Below are 16123 nucleotides of genomic sequence, written 5' to 3' on the forward strand. Positions count from 1 at the left end.
CATGCGTGAAATTATTGTTCCCAATTTGCCACCTCCGAACGGTCACTACTCTCATGCCGTAATTTCCAAAGGACAGCTCTATATGTCCGGAATTCTGCCGAACTTGGTAAAGCCGCAGGACTCATTAGACGATCAATTTGAAGCTGTTTTCAAGGTCATTAGAGAGGTTTTAGGGTTCACCGGCGTATCTCTTCAAGACGTTGTTAATTGCCGCGTCTACGTTGCGGATATCAACGATTGGCCCCGTATTAATGAGCTCTATGCTAAAGCGTTTGGAAACCATCGTCCTGCGCGCGTTGTCGTTCCTGTAAAGGAACTTCATTTCGGTTACAAACTTGAGGTTGAACTCATGGCTGAAATGCCCGAGTAAACTTTTTGTTCTTTCCTTTAGAAGGCTTCTGAATTCTCGATTCAGAGGCCTTTTTCGTTAGGTCATAGGAAAGAAATGTCTTAGCACGGTTACGGCTAACGGAATAGTGAAGGAGCACATCACAGTCGTAATTATCATGGCATTGGCAATAATGTCAGCTGCAGCATGGAATTGCTTGCACATCAAATAGACATTGACACCAATCGGTAAGCAGCCAAGGAACACTACGGCAGTCGTTTCCACCGGTCCAAGGCCTATTAACCAAGCCAAACAGAAAATTAAAGCCGGATGCACAAAGAGCTTTATTCCGCTTAAAACAATACTTTTACGAATACCGCTTCCAAGGCCATATTCAGCTAAACCCATTCCCACAACAATTAAGCTGATGGCCGTTGCTGAATTACCGATAAGACGCAAAGGCTCATCGATCACATATGGAATCTTCAGACCTGTACAGCTCCACAAAACACCCGAGAAGATGGAGATAATGAGAGGATTCTTGAAAACGGTCAGCAACGTCTTAAGGAAGCTCTTCACGGTTAAATGACCGGTCTGTTGAGCAAACTCCACAGCAATAGAAACCAGAGTCCACAAAATCATGGCATTCATCGACAGAACTGCGGAAATTGAAGGCGTTACAATTTCTCCCAGCATGGCAATAGCCAATGGAAGTCCAAGCAGTCCATTATTAGAAAATACACATCCGGTACCGAAAATAGCGGAATCTACCGGAGGCATTGAAAGGACTCTCTTGGCGACAAAGCGCCCAATAAAAAATAAGATAATGCAAGCTCCGAAATATGCCAAAAGCAGCCTTAAATCGGCGTGGTTCTCTTTAGTGAAGAGGTCTGAAAGAAGGCGAAACAACATTGCCGGCAACGCGATATTGAAAGCAAACCGAGCCAAGATATTTCCAGCCGCTTTACTAAAACCAAACCATTTAGCTAAAGCAAATCCTAAGAAGATCAGCAGAAACAACGGCGAACTTCTTTCAAACTGAAAGAGAAACTGGGAGAGGAGTTCGAGTTCCATTTTTCTTTTTATCCAATGTTTACGTTAGTCTAAAACTTAGAAAAATTAGCTGTGGATAAACAGATCAGGAAATTCCATAACTTTGGAGTGAGTAACATTTCTCAAAAGAAGGAGTTTGTTCCTGCAAACCTCAAAGATCCTCTTTAAACTTTGGGGAATTCTTTTTAATAAAACCGGACAGAACCAAGAAGGGCAGAGGTAGTGATTCTGGCCTCACAAACAAATACTGATATGTGGCGACTGATTTTTCCGATTTTGGGAGCAATTCTATTTGCGGCCCATTTATATTTTTGGGGTAGTTATTTTTGGCTAGCTGTTCCGGTTATCTTACTTATCCTGCTGATTATTCCTTTCCGTCCGGTTTGCTGGCTTTGGCAATTAAGTCTTATCGGCTTCGGTATTGAATGGTTTATATCGGCCTACAACCTTTACCTCCGCAGAATTACATCCGGCATGCCCTTTGCTTTAGGCGTCTCAATTCTTATTGCCTGCGGAGTTTTAACTATTCTTTCTTCAGTGGTGTTCTACAACGGCAGAATCAAAGAACATTATCCTCTTCACGTATGAAAAAGGCCTTTAGTTTTTCTCACTTTTATACTCAATTAGGCAGGTAGGAGACGATGTTCATCCTCTGAGAATGCAGAAAACGCTACGTGTCTTCTAACCGGTTATCAGGTCTCTTTGCAAACTATATTGTTAAACAATAGTTCAAAAAAATATCTTCTAATTCCTCAGATATGTTTTCAGTCGGTACCGGCAGCACAAGTCACTCTTCGGTCAAATGCGAAAGAGGAGAGTCTCTAATTCGACATCTCCTCTCATTGTTATAACTTTCTATTTTGAGTTATTCATAATCAGATTTTTACCGTTCTCTATATCATCAGTAAAAATCCGATCTTCACCGACATACTTAACTGCCTGTCGATACCGCTTATATAACTCTTGTGAATCTTTGCCCATTGCAAACTGTCCTTTCAGCTTAGTTCTCAAATCTACTGCTTGGGCTGCATGGAGCAATTCCAGGCTATAGATATAGGCAGTGTTATCCGCAATTTTTGCTAACCTTTCAGCAACCAAAGGAAGATTTGTGAAGGTATCTTCAATATCTCCGGCGACCGGAGTTCCCAAGAAAGAAACAGGATTTGCCAAAGTTTGATTCTCACTATGCAGAGCTACAAACGGCTTCTGAATAGCGCCGAATGCGTGTCCTTTGTTTTTCGGATCCGACAAAAAGCGGGTGAGCCCAGTAAAATGATCATCCGACAAATGAATAGTTCTCCGGACACTGTTGTGGCTAAGATGCGTAAGAGCGATCCCAAGTCTTTGTGCGGCGATTGCTACTGGCAAGGGTTCAAAATTAGCCGTAGGAACGATTGCCCCTTTTACATCCTTTCCTTCGACAAAATACATGGCTACTTGGTCTTGCTCACTGTATTTCTTATCCGCATTCAAAATTGTTCCGGGATTATCATCGGAAGAGTTCAACTGCACCTGCAGCTCTTCATCTAAATGGTTAAGTGCTTGATTAACTTCACGCAAAACATAAACTGAGGTTCGGAAAGAAAGCGGATCCTGCAGTGCACGCTCCTCATTCTTCTTCCATAAATATGAGCCGTCTAATGCATCTCTTATCCTAGAGGCTTCTTTTTCTAATCCGTTAAAAGGATGGACAGAAACTGCCTGCGGTAATACAGGCGCAATATTTCCATTTAATCCTTCCAAGCTTAGTGCAAACAACGCAGGAGAAAAATCAGCTAAGGCCTTTGCATCCTTCCTTGCTTTCATTACCTGAGCAACAGCCATTGCATTGGTTGAGAGAATTGCCAGCGCATCTTTTCCTTGAGGATCAAGCGGAGAAACTCCTTTAAGTTTCAAAGCTTCAGCCCCGCTAACAACTTTTCCATCCACTTTAGCTTTCCATTCTCCCATCATCACTGCTCCTACATGAGAGGACAGCGTAATATCAGCTTCTCCGACCGATCCTCGAGCTGGAATTTGCGGCGTGATCCCTTTATTTAGAAAGTCGCGATACAGTTCAGCAACTTTAGGCTGCGCCCCAGTCTGACCGGCCAACAATGTATTGAGGCGGATAACCAGCTGCAGTCGAGCAATCACATCTTCAGCCATTGGACCAATTCCGGCAGAATGGCTTCTCAAAGCATTCCTATTGAATGCCTTGGAGGCTTCTCGAACCTCTTGAGATAATTCTCCATTGGCCGAAAAAAGAGGCTTGTCTTTATTAAGGCCTACTCCAACGGTTAATCCGTAAACAGGAGTGCCACCTTTAGCAGCTAATTCCACAAGTTGATGAGATCTCTCTAGCCGTTCATAAGCTTCGGGAGATATTTCAACCGTATCTTTTCCTTCAGCGATGGACCAGGCTTGCTCTTGAGTCAGATGATGACCATCCAAAGTAACTACGCCTGCTTGTGCCGTTGCCGCCAACATAACCATAATTGAAAGTATTGAGTGTTTCATTATCTTGTCCTTCATTTTATTCAAGGTTTTCTGTCTATAGGTCATTTCATTTGGTACTTAAACTCATGACAGTTGTTGCAGTAAACAACGCTGGGCTTATGTTCTTTATGGCAAGCCGTGCATTCAATTCCAGAACCATAGTGAGCGCTAGTATGAGGATTAGGTTCTCCCTTAATTTTGTTTTGGACCAACTTACCCAGGTCCTCATAACTTCCATGACAGGACTGACAAGAAGCATTGTTCGGTTTAACAAATTCGTTCCCTTTTACGGCATTTTCTTTTGTATGGCAGACAGAGCAATCTTTAATTATTTGATGATGCGTCTTCATTTGCTGCGCAGAAACTGAGACTGTTAATACTGTTAAACAAACAATGAGTAAGGCTTTAATCGTTTTCATATCTATTCCTTGGATTAGCTGAGATTCTGTGAAGGTTCGGCAGCAACTTGTGCACCTGCGGTTCTGCCCGTGACCAGGCCGTCAGCAATAGCACAGCCACCTAAACGAGAAGCTCCGTGTGTCCCTCCTGTGACTTCCCCGGCTGCATAAAGTCCGGGAATCGGTTTAAGATCTCTGACGCTAAGGACCTGCGCCTTATTGTTGATTGCTACACCTCCCATGCAGTAATGAACCTTCGGCCATACTCGAGCGGCGTAGAAAGGTGCCTTGGCAATCTCAACAGCTAGCGCTAACGGACGATTGAACTGCTCATCTTTGTCATTTCGAACATACTCATTAAATTCATTTACCTGCTTAATCAAGTTATCCGCAGGGATGTCATACGCTTTAGCCAGCTCTTCCAACGAATCAAATTTCTTAATTACGCCGTACTTCAATCCGTTCTTTAAAGTTTGAGCTAATTTGACGCCTTCACTATCTACAAAACAAATCGGATACACAGGCTTTCCGTTTTCATCAATTTGACTCAAGATTGCATCGGATCTAGCCTTGCGATCGGCCAGTTCATCAACAAACCGACGTCCGGTCCGGCGATCAACCATAATGCCTTTTGGAAAACCTGCAATAGTATTGAACTGAGAAACAAGACCGAAACCTCTTTCATCGGGACTAGACCATGGGCCAAGCTGAATCTGATCTAGCTGGATAGGCATGGCTCCCAATGCAAGCATAGCCATCAGACATTCTCCGGTTGCCCCGGGATGGTTAGTTGACTCGAGTTTTTCATCTAATGACGGGTCGATAGCCTTTCTAAACTGAACATTTTGAGAAAAACCGCCGGACGCAATCACTATCCCTTTTCTTGCACCATAGTTCAGAACCAGACCTGAATCTTTTTGCGGAAAATTAAATTTTTCTCTCACAACTAAACCAATTACCCGACCGTTTTCATCTCGAATAAAGTCTTCCATTGCTGCACTAGTGTGAAGATCCACACCTTGTTTACGGGCTGCTTCGACTAACGGACGTGTGATACCGCCGCCTGTACTTTCAACAGTCTGCATAATTCTCGGGACACTGTGCCCGCCAAAATGTTGAACAAACGGTTTGTATTTCACGCCGTATTTAACCGTGAAATCAAAAGCAGGCCGTGTTCCGTAAACAATGTTCTTTAATAAATCCACATGACTTAAACCACGTCCTGACTTAATCATGTCCTGAAGCATTAGTTCAGGAGAATCTTTGATGCCTTCTTTCTCTTGAAGAGGAGAACCGGCCACGGCGAAAGCACCGCCGTTAATTGCTGAGTTACCCCCAAAAACCGGCATCTTCTCTAGAAGAAGAACAGATGCTCCTTTTTCTGCTGCTTCGAGAGCGGCAGCTAATCCTGCAAATCCACTACCGACAACGATTACGTCAACAATCTTGTCAAATTTATGGTTAACTTTTCCTTGAGCGGTGACTCCTCCGGCACTTAAAGCACCGATAGCAGCCAAACCGGCCTTGATAAAATTTCTTCGTGAAGACTCCAAAGCTTGCATTTTTGCTCCTTGATTATTGGGTTTGAATTATTTATTGCAAGCTCTATGCCAATTGTATCTATTGCTGTTAACCGATTGTTTTATTTATATTTCCCAGGATAGATAGAAATCCTAATCAGAATAATTCACGAAATTTCGTATAATTTTTTTACGATATTTCGTGAATTACGATATTTAGTGAGAACCATGGAAGACATATCTCATTTGGTTGAAGTCCTCTGTTCCAGCCTCAGTCTGGAAAAATCTCTTTTTCGGCTTTTTACTGTTCTGAATCAGAAACTTGATGCTGACGGCGTTTTCATTAATTTTTTCGATAGATCCAAGCAAGCCGTCTCTTTTCTAGGACATATTAGTAGGGCCGGCATTCAACCGCTTCCGGCTCCAATCAAAGTCCCAAGCTATTTCTTCCAAAAGTTAAAAAAAGAAAGAGGCGCAGTTCTGTGTATCCAAGAAATTACGGATGATCCTTTCACTCAATACGTCTTATCTCAGGCCATCCCGGAGGTTAAGTCTTTCTTGATGCTAGACCTTTTTAAAGACGAAAAACATTTAGGTGTGGTTTGCTTCTACAGCCAATTCGGTCATCACTTCTGCGAAAAACAAGCCGAACTTCTCCAACGTCTTCATGATCCTTTGGCTTTAGTCACATGCAATGCGCTGAACACCTTTCTTCTTAAAGAAAATAACCAGTTAGGAAAGGAGAAATCCAAGCTGCTAGAGAGTCTGGAAATAGAAAAAAGAAAGCCTATCGTTAATTTCTTAAAGCATTCTCCTTCACTTTCGAGCATTGCCGAACAAATAGAAAAGATTGCACCCACAGAGGCCACCGTTTTAGTACTTGGAGAGACGGGAACGGGCAAAGAAGTAATCGCAGATTTAATTCACTCTATGTCGTCCCGCTCCAATGGACCTCTAGTCAAAATTAATTGCGGCGCCATCTCCGACAATCTTCTTGACTCAGAACTATTCGGCTATGAAAAAGGCGCGTTCACTGATGCAAAGCAAACAAGAAAAGGATTCTTTGAGCAAGCAGATAGCGGTACTTTATTCCTTGATGAAATAGGTGAACTAACGCCTAGTGCGCAAGTACGCTTACTTAGAACCTTACAGCAAAAAACAATCATCCGAGTAGGGGGCACTAAAGAAATTCAAGTTAATGTGCGTGTTGTTGCCGCGACTCACCGCAATCTTCAGCAGATGGTAAAAGACGGAACTTTCAGAGAAGATCTTTGGTTTCGTTTAAACGTTTATCCAATCTCAATACCACCGCTTCGTGAAAGAGGAGAGGATGCCGTGCTTCTTTCAGAGCTGTTTTTAGGAAAACTTAAAGATAAATACGGATTAAAAATCAAGCCTGTACTTTCTTCGCATTCTATTGAATTCCTTCGCAATTACGCTTGGCCCGGGAATGTCCGTGAATTAGAAAACTCATTAGAACGAGCAGTGTTATCCAGTCAGAGTTCACAAATTGAACTTAAGCAAGTTTTATTCAATTCTTCTGCAATTCGTGCAAAGGAAGGAAATAATGGGTGCGCCTCAACTTCTTATGAAGATACTGTCCGACAGTATTTTTTATCTTTGCTTCATCACGTAAAAGGCAAAATTTCGGGGCCAGGGGGAGCCGCTGAAATTGCAAAAATGCATCCGAATACATTAAGAAGCAAACTAAAAAAACTCAATATCCATTACTGATGACGAGGTCTCGATGCGGAATCAGTATCTTCTTTGTTTAGGCGCCAGCGGAACTCCTTTCTTGGATGCTTTTTTTACCGTTTCCGGCGGATTTCTGCTTCTTTCTTTAGCACCTCAATTTAATTTAAGCGCTTGGACCGCAGGTGCCTATGGAACCAGTTACCTTTTCGGAGTAATGGCAGGATCTTTTCTGGTTAGTGCCGGCAGCAAAAAACTCAAAACCGAAAACATTTATTTTTTGAGCCCTTTGGGCGTCTTTATTCTGCTTCTTTCTCAAATTTTCTTTGATAGCTTTCTCTATCTGCTGGCTGCTCGCTTCTTGTTCGGATTCTTTATCGGCAGCGACTACCCAATCTCTCAAGTCTTTTTCTCCAGCCAATGCCATACAACCTTTAAAGCTAAAGGACTTACACTATTAATGTCTAGCTGGTATTGGGGCGCAATTTTTGCCATTTTAGTTTTCTGGCTTGCTAGTTTGTTCTCGGTTTCGCCGGAAATTCTTTTAGCTGCACCGGCCTTAATTCCGTTGGTTGTCCTTTTAACAAGGCTTCCTTATTTCAGCAATACGTCTAAAACCTCTGAAAAAGGCTCTAGAGACGACTTTTCCTCTCCAATAAGTGAACATTGGTCTAAAGAATCTTTGTTGAACCTAGGCTTTCTTTGTGTGTTCTGGACTTGTCAATGCATTCCTGTGACCGTCATACTTCTTTTCGGTCCTTCTATCATGGAAGCTTTAGGTTTTTCAGGAAGCGGAAGTTTTTTCCAATTGGGCGTTACTTATATTTTTTTCTTCATCGGAAGTTCTTGCTCTTACTTGATTATCGATAAGTTCACCAGAAAATTTTTAGCCTTAATAACCTTCGCTCTCATGGCGCTTTGTCTTATACCGCTCCTTTGGGCCGACTCTGTGTCTTTATGGATTATCGTCTTTGCATTTATTGGTTATGCAGCTTCATACGGGCTCCAGACAACTCTAGATTATGTGTATCCGAACGAAATATTCGATGTAAAAATAAGAGAGCAGGCCATTGGCATTCTTACTTGTGTAACGCGTTTTATTTCCGGGCTCAGTGCTTTTTTCTTTCCTTATTTTCTTTCTAATTTCTCAATATCGTCCATTATTATCTCGGCTGTTTTCATCCTCGCGACAGGATTTATTTCGACCTACCTCTTTGCTCCGACCGATGATTCTTCAAAACAGAAGTAGTTTTTAGGAGCCATCGAATATTTTTGATACTTCAATCCAGTAAAAAGATAAGCTGTCAGAACTCGGAGGCTGTTTTTAATGCCATCAGCTCCTATAGGAAGGATTCGCGATTTGGTCTATAGAGAGACGACCCTCTCTCTGGACGGACAAAAAGAAAGAGGATCGGCATAAACCTTTCCTCTATAAATACTGTTTAACTCAAATCTGATTTAATCAAGGCCTTTTCTTTTTGAGAATTACAATGCATCGTGTCTCGTTTAGGAAAGGAACTTTCAAATCTACGACTTCTTCAATTTCTACGTCTTCAGGAATTGCAGCAATTTCACTCTTTTCCAATTTTGCTTTCAAGGCCAACCATTTTCCATCTTCTTCCAAAAGATCTCTGGTGAGCTCAACAAAATTTTCTAAGGAAGTGAAAGCACGCGATGTGATAACTGAAAACTTATTACTCCGGGGTTCATCTTCTATACGTTCGTGCTTCGGAAAGACGTGTTTTAAACCTAAAAGTGTGCATACTTGGGTCACAAACATAATCTTTTTGCCAACAGAATCCACCAAAGTAAAGCTCAGATCCGGCGAGAACATAGAGCAGGGCAGGCTTGGCAGCCCTGCACCGCATCCGACATCCAAGACCTTTTTATTGCCTTTTTCAGCTAATTTTTGAAGAATTTTGCAAACGGACAGAGAATCTAGAAGGTGTTTGACGATCACCTCCTCACTTGTCTTGATTGCCGTCAAGTTATAAGTTTTGTTCCACTTCAAAATCAAATCTGAATATTGAAGCAACTTTTTTACCTGTACTTCATCAAACGTCAAACCTAAATCTGACAATCCTGATTCAAGCAGCGATCTAAGATCCTTTGACATTTTTACCTTTCTGCAGCTCGTAGCGTTTTAAGTAGACCAACAAAATAGAGATAGCCGCCGGGGTCACCCCGGAAATTGCTAACGCTTGTCCGATAGTTTCCGGTCTGACATTTTTAAGTTTCTGACAAATCTCAAAAGACAAACCCTTAACATCGTCGTAGTTGAAATCATTTGGAATAACGATTTCCATCTTATTCAGATTGTTCTGAACCTCGGCTTGCTGGCGATCAATATATCCGGAATATTTAACTTGAGTTTCCAAAAGAGAAGAAAGTTCCTTGTCTTGAATCGGATCTTTCAAAAGCGGATTTCCTTCCTTATCGACAAGTTGAGTCAGCTTTGAATAATTCATTTCCGGCCGCTTCAATAAGGAATACAACAAGCTTTCTTTTACCAACTCCTTACCGAGAATTTCCTTCTCAATATTCGGCTCTATAACACCGGGATTGACCCAAGTAGACTTTAATTTCTCTTCTTCCTTCTGAAGAATATCCATCTTTCTAGAGAAAGCTTCCCATCTTTCTTGTCCAACCACACCAAGCTTATAACCGATTTCCGTAAGCCTTTGGTCAGCGTTATCTTCCCTTAGACTGAGGCGATATTCAGCTCGAGAAGTGAACATTCTATAAGGCTCATTAACACCTTTTGTAATCAAATCATCGACCATCACTCCTAGATAAGCTTGATCACGTCTTAGATGGAACGGCTCTTGGTCACGTGTATAAAGAACTGCATTGATGCCGGCAAAAATACCCTGAGCGGCAGCCTCTTCATATCCGGTTGTGCCGTTTACCTGACCGGCCATAAATAATCCTTCAATATCTTTACTTTCTAAAGTAGATTTCAGAGAACGAGGATCATAGTAGTCATATTCAATAGCGTATCCCGGTCTCAAAATTTCTACATTTTCCAGTCCCGGAATAGAGTGAATAAATTTGATTTGAACATCAAAAGGAAGACTGGTTGAAATACCGTTCGGATAATAAACATGAGTATTTAAACCTTCCGGCTCCAAAAATACATGATGAGAATCTTTGGAGGCAAAACGATGGATTTTATCTTCAATAGAAGGGCAGTATCTGGGTCCGATACCTTCAATGATTCCGGTGTAGAGCGGTGAACGATCTAAACCGTTTCGAATAATGTCATGAGTAGTTGTGTTGGTATTTGTAATCCAACAGGGAATCTGTTCAGGATGTTGATCTGCCGAACCTAAAAACGAAAATACCGGTGTCGGTTCAGAATCTCCATATTGAATAGTGCACTTAGAAAAATCGATTGTTCTTCCATCCAAACGTGCCGGGGTTCCGGTTTTAAGTCTGCCCTTAGGAAGACCCAAACTCATTAAATCATTTCCTAAAGCAATTGCAGAAGGATCCCCGACTCTGCCGCCAGCATATGCTGACAAACCAACAAATATCTTTCCGTTCAAGAAAGTTCCGGCTGACAGAACGACGGCTCTGCAGCGGATTGCAATCTGTGAATCAAGAATAACGCCGATAGCTTTTCCATTTTCAACAATTACATTGTCTACAGCGGCTTCCATAAGTGAAAGATTTGGAATATTTTCCACAATCTTTCTCATATGATTCTTATATAGCGTTCTATCTATCTGGGCACGAGTTGCCCGTACTGCTGCACCTTTTGAAGCATTCAACAGCCTGAACTGAATACCTGAGAGATCAGTGACTTTAGCCATAACTCCATCTAAAGCATCCAATTCTCTTACCAAATGACTTTTACCAATTCCACCGATAGACGGATTGCAGGACTGTTGACCTAAAGTATCGAAATTATGCGTGATAAGAAGAGTTTTTGCCCCCATTCTTGCACTTGCAGCAGCAGCTTCAATACCTGCATTTCCTCCGCCTACAACAACTACATCGTAGCTTTTCGGATAAAACTCCATTTTTTATTCTTTCCTAGTATGTTGTTTCACGTGAAACAAGTTTATTTACCAATACAAAAACCTTTAAAGATAAGCCCTAAAAGATCATCACTTGTTGTCTTTCCGACGATACTTCCCAAATCATCGTTCGCTAATCTCAACTCCTCCGCAAACAGTTCCAATTTCATGTCGTTATAAGAAATTAGCTCTTGCGCCAGTTCAAGATGAGCTAAGGCAGAATTCAAACTGTCTAGGTGACGTTTCCGAGCAATAAAGACAGATTCTTTAGGTTTCCAACCCGCAGCCTTTAACAACGCATTTCTTAGATCATTAATTCCTTCTCCTGTCAGAGCAGACGTTTTAATTTCTGTTTCACGTGAAACACTATCCTCAGAAAGAAGGTCAGACTTATTCAAGACTGTGAGTATTGGAATGTCTTCGTGAGTTAATTGTTTAACCAAACTTAGAATCTTTTCATCATTCTTTGATTTTTCCGGATCGCCTCCATCAAGGACTCTGACAACTATGTCGGACTTAGAAATCTCATTTTTAGCTCTTTCTATACCGATTTTTTCTACTTTGTCGGAGGTTTCTCTAATACCAGCGGTGTCGGTGATATGGAAAGGAATGCCATTCAGATGTATCAAAGTTTGAATTTTATCTCTAGTTGTTCCGGCAACATCGGACACAATGGCAATTTCATCTCCGGCCAGTCGGTTCAAAATACTGGATTTGCCGGCATTTGTCTGACCAACTAGAGCAACTTTAAAACCATCTCGAAGAGTTTCTCCTTGCTGTGCAATTTCTAAGGTTTGTTTGATATCTCGGATAATTTCTTCAAGTCTTTCTTTGCAGTTGTACTCAGTAATAAAATCGATTTCCTCTTCAGGAAAATCGAGAATTGCTTCAACTTCAATACGAAGACGAATAAGCAATTCCGAGACTTCATGAACATATTTAGAAAATTCGCCTTTTAAGGAGAGGGAGGCCGCACGCACAGCATTTCTCGAGCTGGCATCAATCAAATCAGCAACAGCTTCGGCTTGGACTAAATCCATTTTCCCGTTCAAAAACGCTCTCTCAGTAAATTCTCCTGGCTCTGCCAATCTCAACGAATACTTCTTGCCAACTTCTAAAAGAATCTCAAGAATCCACGTAAGAAGAACTTGTCCACCATGAGACTGGACTTCAAGGACTGTTTCCCCTGTGTATGAATTTGGCGCCTTGAAATAGAGAGTGATGACTTTGTCGACTTGTTCTTGATTTTGATCAACAAAAGAGAGCAACTGAGCCTTTCTATTTTCAGGCTTGAACTTAGGCAAAACTAATTTTGCTATTTCTTGGATTATCTCGTCTTTACCGGAAAGGCGGATGATTCCTATTCCTGAATTACCTGTCCCGGTAGCCAAAGCTACGATAGGGTCGTTAAAATTATCATTCATAAATTTTCGGGCTAGCTATGTCTCTAAAACAAAATAACCAAATAGGCTCTAACTTAATAGGTGGCGCAACCGCTGTTTTGTTGGCCATTCCTGTCGCAGCCTTTTTTGGTTCTATATTCGGTGATACTTATCAAGCAAGATCAACAGTTTATATTTTAATCCTCGCATGGGTGGTTGCAGGTGCGTTTGCGATTGGTTACGTCAGCAAAAAGGCACCCGAAAAGACCACGTCAAGATTCTTCTTTTTATGGGTTATCAGTACTTGGCTTTGGCCTCTTCTTTTATTGGTCTATTTCTCTAAACGTAAACAAAGATAATTCCTTTCTCGATGCTCTGTAGAGTTCTCTGTCTTAATTCTCAGCTTCCGAAATTAACATTTGTCAATTCTGAGCCTGACTTCTGAGAAATGATCCTTATTTAAAGGCTCTCTACGTTTCCAGGCAGAAACTAAGAAGAGCCTACACACGCTGTCATTTATCAAATTAATGTGCCGCAAATTTCTCAAATAAGCGTTCCACTCTTTCAAGGTATTTTTTGAAACGTCCTTCTCAAGTAAACGTCTGGTTTTTCAGCTCCTATACTGACTTCAAAAACGGCATCTAACAAATGCGCTTTACTGACGCAATAATTCTTTAATTAGTCCTAGCACTTTTTCTCTTTCTTCCGGAGTGGAATAGTCTAAGTTGTATAGAGAGAGCATAAAAAAGCCCTCTAGAGCGATCACTCCCAATGTGGTTTTAGCGTTATCTTCCACAGATTCACGGATTTTTTGGAAAAGATTTCGATACCACTGATGCAGCGGCTCCATCAAAGACATATCAAAAGACTGAACTGTAAAAATCGCGGCGCCCCAGTCTCGATTTTCAGGCGCAATACCATCTCTTCTCTTAAACCAATCTATGAAAGCATGGACAAGAGCATATGGCTTGTCTTGGTTTTTCTCAAGAGCCGTTTCTAATTCCTGATTTAAGTGGGCCACATATTGATCCATTAAGGCCATAATCAGTTTTTTCTTGCTCGGATAGTGATAGAGCACACCGCCTTTGCTGACTCCGGCCTGTTTGGCTACGGCCTCAATAGTAAGCTGTGCTACGCCGTCTTTAACGGCAATTTTTCTGGCTGCAGCAAGAATTATTTTTTTTGTTTCAGCCGCACTCCTCTTAGCGGTTTTCTCATTTTTTTGATTCATTCTTAAAACCCATTCTAATAATGCTTCTCAACTAAGTATTTGAATTTTAACCTAAGTGTAATTACCAATTTCAAACAATCTTTTTGCGTCCTAATATATTAACCGTCCAGACGGTATAGTAAGGAGAAAACATGAATAACTCAAATTTAGTGAAAAGGCGCAGTTTGCTTCAAGGGTTCGTTGCAGGCGGTTTAGCCGCTGCTTTCTCCGGTCCCTCTAACGCAGCTGAAGTAAATGGTTTTGATGAGATCCATGACATCGTTATTGTCGGCAGCGGATTTGCCGGATTGGCCACCGCTTACTCAGCAGTAAAAGCCGGATTAAAAGACATCTTAATTCTTGAAAAGATGGAAGCTTTCGGCGGTAATTCCTGCCTTTGCGGAGGCCTTATGTCTCTGCCGTTGAGTCCTAAACAAAAATCAAAAGGAATTAAGGACTCTGTCGAAATGATGATGGCAGATATGTATAAAGCAGGAAGAGGCTTTAACCATCCGGAATTAGCTCGTAAGTTTGCATCTGACGCTCCCGGTGTTTGTGCCATGCTCGATGAATGCGGGGTTCAGCTTAAAGATAAAGTTATTCGTTTAGGCGGTCACAGCGCTCCTCGCGCCTTGGTCCCGGAAGCTGCTTCCGGCGGCGGCATCGTAATTCCAATTCATAAATGGCTCAAAGCACACGGCGTTAAATTCCAAAATCGAACTCAGGTAACCGAACTTGTACTTTCAGATGGTAAGGTTAAAGGCGTACAGTGCAATGTCGGCTACAACTGGAACGACGGAACGTCCGCCAAAACTGCCCGTATCGGCACACGCAGTGCTGTTGTCGTATGTACAGGGGGATGGGGCCAGGACAATGACTTTATTAAGACAACAATGCCCGCCTATGCACTTTTGGAATGTACTTCTCAGCCGGGTGCTACCGCTGAGATGCTGCGAGGTTTATTAAAAGCCGGAGCACTTCCAACAATGCTTGACATGTATCAGCTCGGCCCATGGGCTTCTCCTGATGAAAAGGGTGCCGGTCCGGGAAGCTTCTTTGCCGATTATGCATTTGCCGAAGGCATTTCTATTAATCCGAAAACCGGCCGCCGTTACATGAACGAGCTTGCCGACCGCAGAACCAGAGCTGAAGCCGAACTCAAGGTTTTAGGTGAAAGCGAAAAAGACAAAATCAATTATCCGATCGCATTCTGCTCTGAGAAGACCACTGAGCATGCCGAAGGATTTAAGGCTGCTTACCGTGACGGCTGCGTCTTTAGACACGCCACTGTTGAAGACTTGGCAAAAGACTACGGAATCCCTCTGGCTGCATTAAAACAGCAAATTGCAGAGTACAACGAAATTGTTGCCGGCAAGAGAAAAGATCCGTTTGAAAAGCCTCTGGATGTGAAACAGAAGCTTGAAGCTCCGTTCTACTCAATGAGACTCACACCGAAACTTCATTACTGCATGGGCGGTATTGCAATTACGCCGAAAGCCGAGGTCATTTCCGTTGAAACATTAAAACCGATTCCCGGTTTGTATGCTGCAGGCGAAGTTACAGGCGGCGTTCATGGGATGGATCGCCTCGGAGGCTGCTCTTCAGTAGATTGTTTAGTCTTTGGCCTTGAAGCCGGAAAAAATGCTGCCGCGCTCGTCGGAGCAAAGGAGTAAAAAAATGAGAAAAATTCTTTTTGCACTTACTGTTTTCGCTTGTATGGGAATGAACGCTGCATTTGCCGAGAACTTAGCCGGAATGCCCATGAAGCACAAAATGGCTGCACAGATGCAATGCGCTACATGTCACGGCAGCCAAGAATCGTTCACAAAGCCGGCGAGCACACAATGCATTGCGTGCCACGGTCCGATGGAAAACATCCAAACAAAGGACAATCCCCAGGGTAAAAAGCCTCATCAGTCTGCACACTATGGGGATACCGTAGAGTGCTCTGTATGCCACTCAGAGCATAAACAGAGTAAAGACCTTTGCAGCAATTGTCACAAGGTCGAATGGCAAAATTTCCGCTAAACAACTTGAATA

The 16123-nt window shown here is 42.2% G+C and carries 15 protein-coding genes; 7 read left to right on the forward strand and 8 right to left on the reverse strand.

Annotation, left to right across the window (positions count from 1 at the left end; genetic code table 11):
- Position 1 precedes the first annotated feature (1 nt).
- The gene (locus RDK53_RS05005) at positions 2 to 370 is read left to right on the forward strand and encodes a RidA family protein (protein WP_308513565.1); all 369 of its coding nucleotides are present in this window, start codon (positions 2 to 4) and stop codon (positions 368 to 370) included.
- A gap of 57 nt (positions 371 to 427) precedes the next feature.
- On the opposite strand, the gene RDK53_RS05010 is transcribed toward RDK53_RS05005, so the two are convergent.
- Complete coding sequence (locus RDK53_RS05010; RefSeq protein WP_308513566.1) at positions 428 to 1402, reverse strand: AEC family transporter; 975 nt, start codon at positions 1400 to 1402, stop codon at positions 428 to 430.
- Between the two features lie 201 nt (positions 1403 to 1603).
- Here RDK53_RS05010 and RDK53_RS05015 point away from each other — a divergent pair, with 201 nt between their 5' ends.
- Entirely contained in the window at positions 1604 to 1969 is a 366-nt protein-coding gene (locus tag RDK53_RS05015; protein WP_308513567.1) for a hypothetical protein, read from the forward strand.
- A 267-nt stretch (positions 1970 to 2236) separates the two neighbouring features.
- On the opposite strand, the gene RDK53_RS05020 is transcribed toward RDK53_RS05015, so the two are convergent.
- From RDK53_RS05020 to RDK53_RS05030, 3 genes are read right to left on the reverse strand one after another with little or no spacing between them, the layout of a single operon-like run.
- Positions 2237 to 3880: an aromatic amino acid ammonia-lyase gene (locus RDK53_RS05020; RefSeq protein WP_308513568.1), complete on the reverse strand. Its 1644-nt coding sequence runs from the start codon at positions 3878 to 3880 to the stop codon at positions 2237 to 2239.
- 41 nt (positions 3881 to 3921) lie between these two features.
- Positions 3922 to 4278, reverse strand: a complete 357-nt coding sequence (locus RDK53_RS05025; RefSeq protein ID WP_308513569.1) for a cytochrome c3 family protein — start codon at positions 4276 to 4278, stop codon at positions 3922 to 3924.
- 14 nt (positions 4279 to 4292) lie between these two features.
- Positions 4293 to 5819 carry a flavocytochrome c gene (locus tag RDK53_RS05030; RefSeq protein ID WP_308513570.1) on the reverse strand — a complete coding sequence of 509 codons (1527 nt, stop codon included), beginning with the start codon at positions 5817 to 5819 and terminating at the stop codon, positions 4293 to 4295.
- Positions 5820 to 6005: 186 nt separating this feature from the next.
- On the opposite strand from RDK53_RS05030, the gene RDK53_RS05035 reads away from it, so the two are divergent.
- Positions 6006 to 7511, forward strand: a complete 1506-nt coding sequence (locus tag RDK53_RS05035; RefSeq protein ID WP_308513571.1) for a sigma-54-dependent Fis family transcriptional regulator — start codon at positions 6006 to 6008, stop codon at positions 7509 to 7511.
- Positions 7512 to 7524: 13 nt separating this feature from the next.
- The gene (locus tag RDK53_RS05040) at positions 7525 to 8718 is read left to right on the forward strand and encodes an MFS transporter (protein ID WP_308513572.1); all 1194 of its coding nucleotides are present in this window, start codon (positions 7525 to 7527) and stop codon (positions 8716 to 8718) included.
- Between the two features lie 213 nt (positions 8719 to 8931).
- On the opposite strand, the gene rsmG is transcribed toward RDK53_RS05040, so the two are convergent.
- The 3 genes from rsmG to mnmE are packed head-to-tail and all read right to left on the reverse strand — an operon-like array spanning position 8932 to position 12915.
- Complete coding sequence (gene rsmG, locus RDK53_RS05045) at positions 8932 to 9585, reverse strand: 16S rRNA (guanine(527)-N(7))-methyltransferase RsmG (protein WP_308513573.1); 654 nt, start codon at positions 9583 to 9585, stop codon at positions 8932 to 8934.
- Positions 9569 to 11494 (reverse strand): tRNA uridine-5-carboxymethylaminomethyl(34) synthesis enzyme MnmG, encoded by a 1926-nt coding sequence (gene mnmG, locus RDK53_RS05050; RefSeq protein WP_308513574.1) that lies wholly within the window; start codon positions 11492 to 11494, stop codon positions 9569 to 9571. Before mnmG ends, rsmG begins: the two co-directional genes overlap by 17 nt.
- Positions 11495 to 11535: 41 nt before the next feature.
- Positions 11536 to 12915: a tRNA uridine-5-carboxymethylaminomethyl(34) synthesis GTPase MnmE gene (gene mnmE / locus RDK53_RS05055; RefSeq protein ID WP_308513575.1), complete on the reverse strand. Its 1380-nt coding sequence runs from the start codon at positions 12913 to 12915 to the stop codon at positions 11536 to 11538.
- A 17-nt stretch (positions 12916 to 12932) separates the two neighbouring features.
- Here mnmE and RDK53_RS05060 point away from each other — a divergent pair, with 17 nt between their 5' ends.
- On the forward strand, positions 12933 to 13232 hold the full coding sequence (locus tag RDK53_RS05060) for a hypothetical protein (protein WP_308513576.1): 300 nt from the start codon (positions 12933 to 12935) through the stop codon (positions 13230 to 13232).
- A 296-nt stretch (positions 13233 to 13528) separates the two neighbouring features.
- Here the strand turns inward: RDK53_RS05060 and RDK53_RS05065 are convergent, their stop codons facing one another.
- Complete coding sequence (locus RDK53_RS05065) at positions 13529 to 14104, reverse strand: TetR/AcrR family transcriptional regulator (protein WP_066594680.1); 576 nt, start codon at positions 14102 to 14104, stop codon at positions 13529 to 13531.
- A 131-nt stretch (positions 14105 to 14235) separates the two neighbouring features.
- On the opposite strand from RDK53_RS05065, the gene RDK53_RS05070 reads away from it, so the two are divergent.
- Both RDK53_RS05070 and RDK53_RS05075 read left to right on the forward strand, forming a co-directional pair.
- Positions 14236 to 15756, forward strand: a complete 1521-nt coding sequence (locus tag RDK53_RS05070; RefSeq protein ID WP_308513577.1) for a flavocytochrome c — start codon at positions 14236 to 14238, stop codon at positions 15754 to 15756.
- 4 nt (positions 15757 to 15760) lie between these two features.
- The gene (locus RDK53_RS05075; RefSeq protein WP_308513578.1) at positions 15761 to 16111 is read left to right on the forward strand and encodes a cytochrome c3 family protein; all 351 of its coding nucleotides are present in this window, start codon (positions 15761 to 15763) and stop codon (positions 16109 to 16111) included.
- Positions 16112 to 16123 lie beyond the last annotated feature (12 nt).

The organism is uncultured Turicimonas sp., assembly GCF_902477955.1.
In the GTDB taxonomy this organism is placed as follows: domain Bacteria; phylum Pseudomonadota; class Gammaproteobacteria; order Burkholderiales; family Burkholderiaceae_F; genus Turicimonas.

Coding starts and splice junctions, on each gene's coding strand:
- RDK53_RS05005 (WP_308513565.1), top strand. CDS start 2: ATGCGTGAAATTATTGTTCCCAATTTGCCACCTCCGAACGGTCACTAC.
- mnmE (WP_308513575.1), bottom strand. CDS start 12,915: ATGAATGATAATTTTAACGACCCTATCGTAGCTTTGGCTACCGGGACA.
- RDK53_RS05040 (WP_308513572.1), top strand. CDS start 7,525: ATGCGGAATCAGTATCTTCTTTGTTTAGGCGCCAGCGGAACTCCTTTC.
- RDK53_RS05060 (WP_308513576.1), top strand. CDS start 12,933: ATGTCTCTAAAACAAAATAACCAAATAGGCTCTAACTTAATAGGTGGC.
- RDK53_RS05035 (WP_308513571.1), top strand. CDS start 6,006: ATGGAAGACATATCTCATTTGGTTGAAGTCCTCTGTTCCAGCCTCAGT.
- RDK53_RS05075 (WP_308513578.1), top strand. CDS start 15,761: ATGAGAAAAATTCTTTTTGCACTTACTGTTTTCGCTTGTATGGGAATG.
- RDK53_RS05030 (WP_308513570.1), bottom strand. CDS start 5,819: ATGCAAGCTTTGGAGTCTTCACGAAGAAATTTTATCAAGGCCGGTTTG.
- mnmG (WP_308513574.1), bottom strand. CDS start 11,494: ATGGAGTTTTATCCGAAAAGCTACGATGTAGTTGTTGTAGGCGGAGGA.
- RDK53_RS05020 (WP_308513568.1), bottom strand. CDS start 3,880: ATGAAACACTCAATACTTTCAATTATGGTTATGTTGGCGGCAACGGCA.
- RDK53_RS05010 (WP_308513566.1), bottom strand. CDS start 1,402: ATGGAACTCGAACTCCTCTCCCAGTTTCTCTTTCAGTTTGAAAGAAGT.
- rsmG (WP_308513573.1), bottom strand. CDS start 9,585: ATGTCAAAGGATCTTAGATCGCTGCTTGAATCAGGATTGTCAGATTTA.
- RDK53_RS05065 (WP_066594680.1), bottom strand. CDS start 14,104: ATGAATCAAAAAAATGAGAAAACCGCTAAGAGGAGTGCGGCTGAAACA.
- RDK53_RS05070 (WP_308513577.1), top strand. CDS start 14,236: ATGAATAACTCAAATTTAGTGAAAAGGCGCAGTTTGCTTCAAGGGTTC.
- RDK53_RS05025 (WP_308513569.1), bottom strand. CDS start 4,278: ATGAAAACGATTAAAGCCTTACTCATTGTTTGTTTAACAGTATTAACA.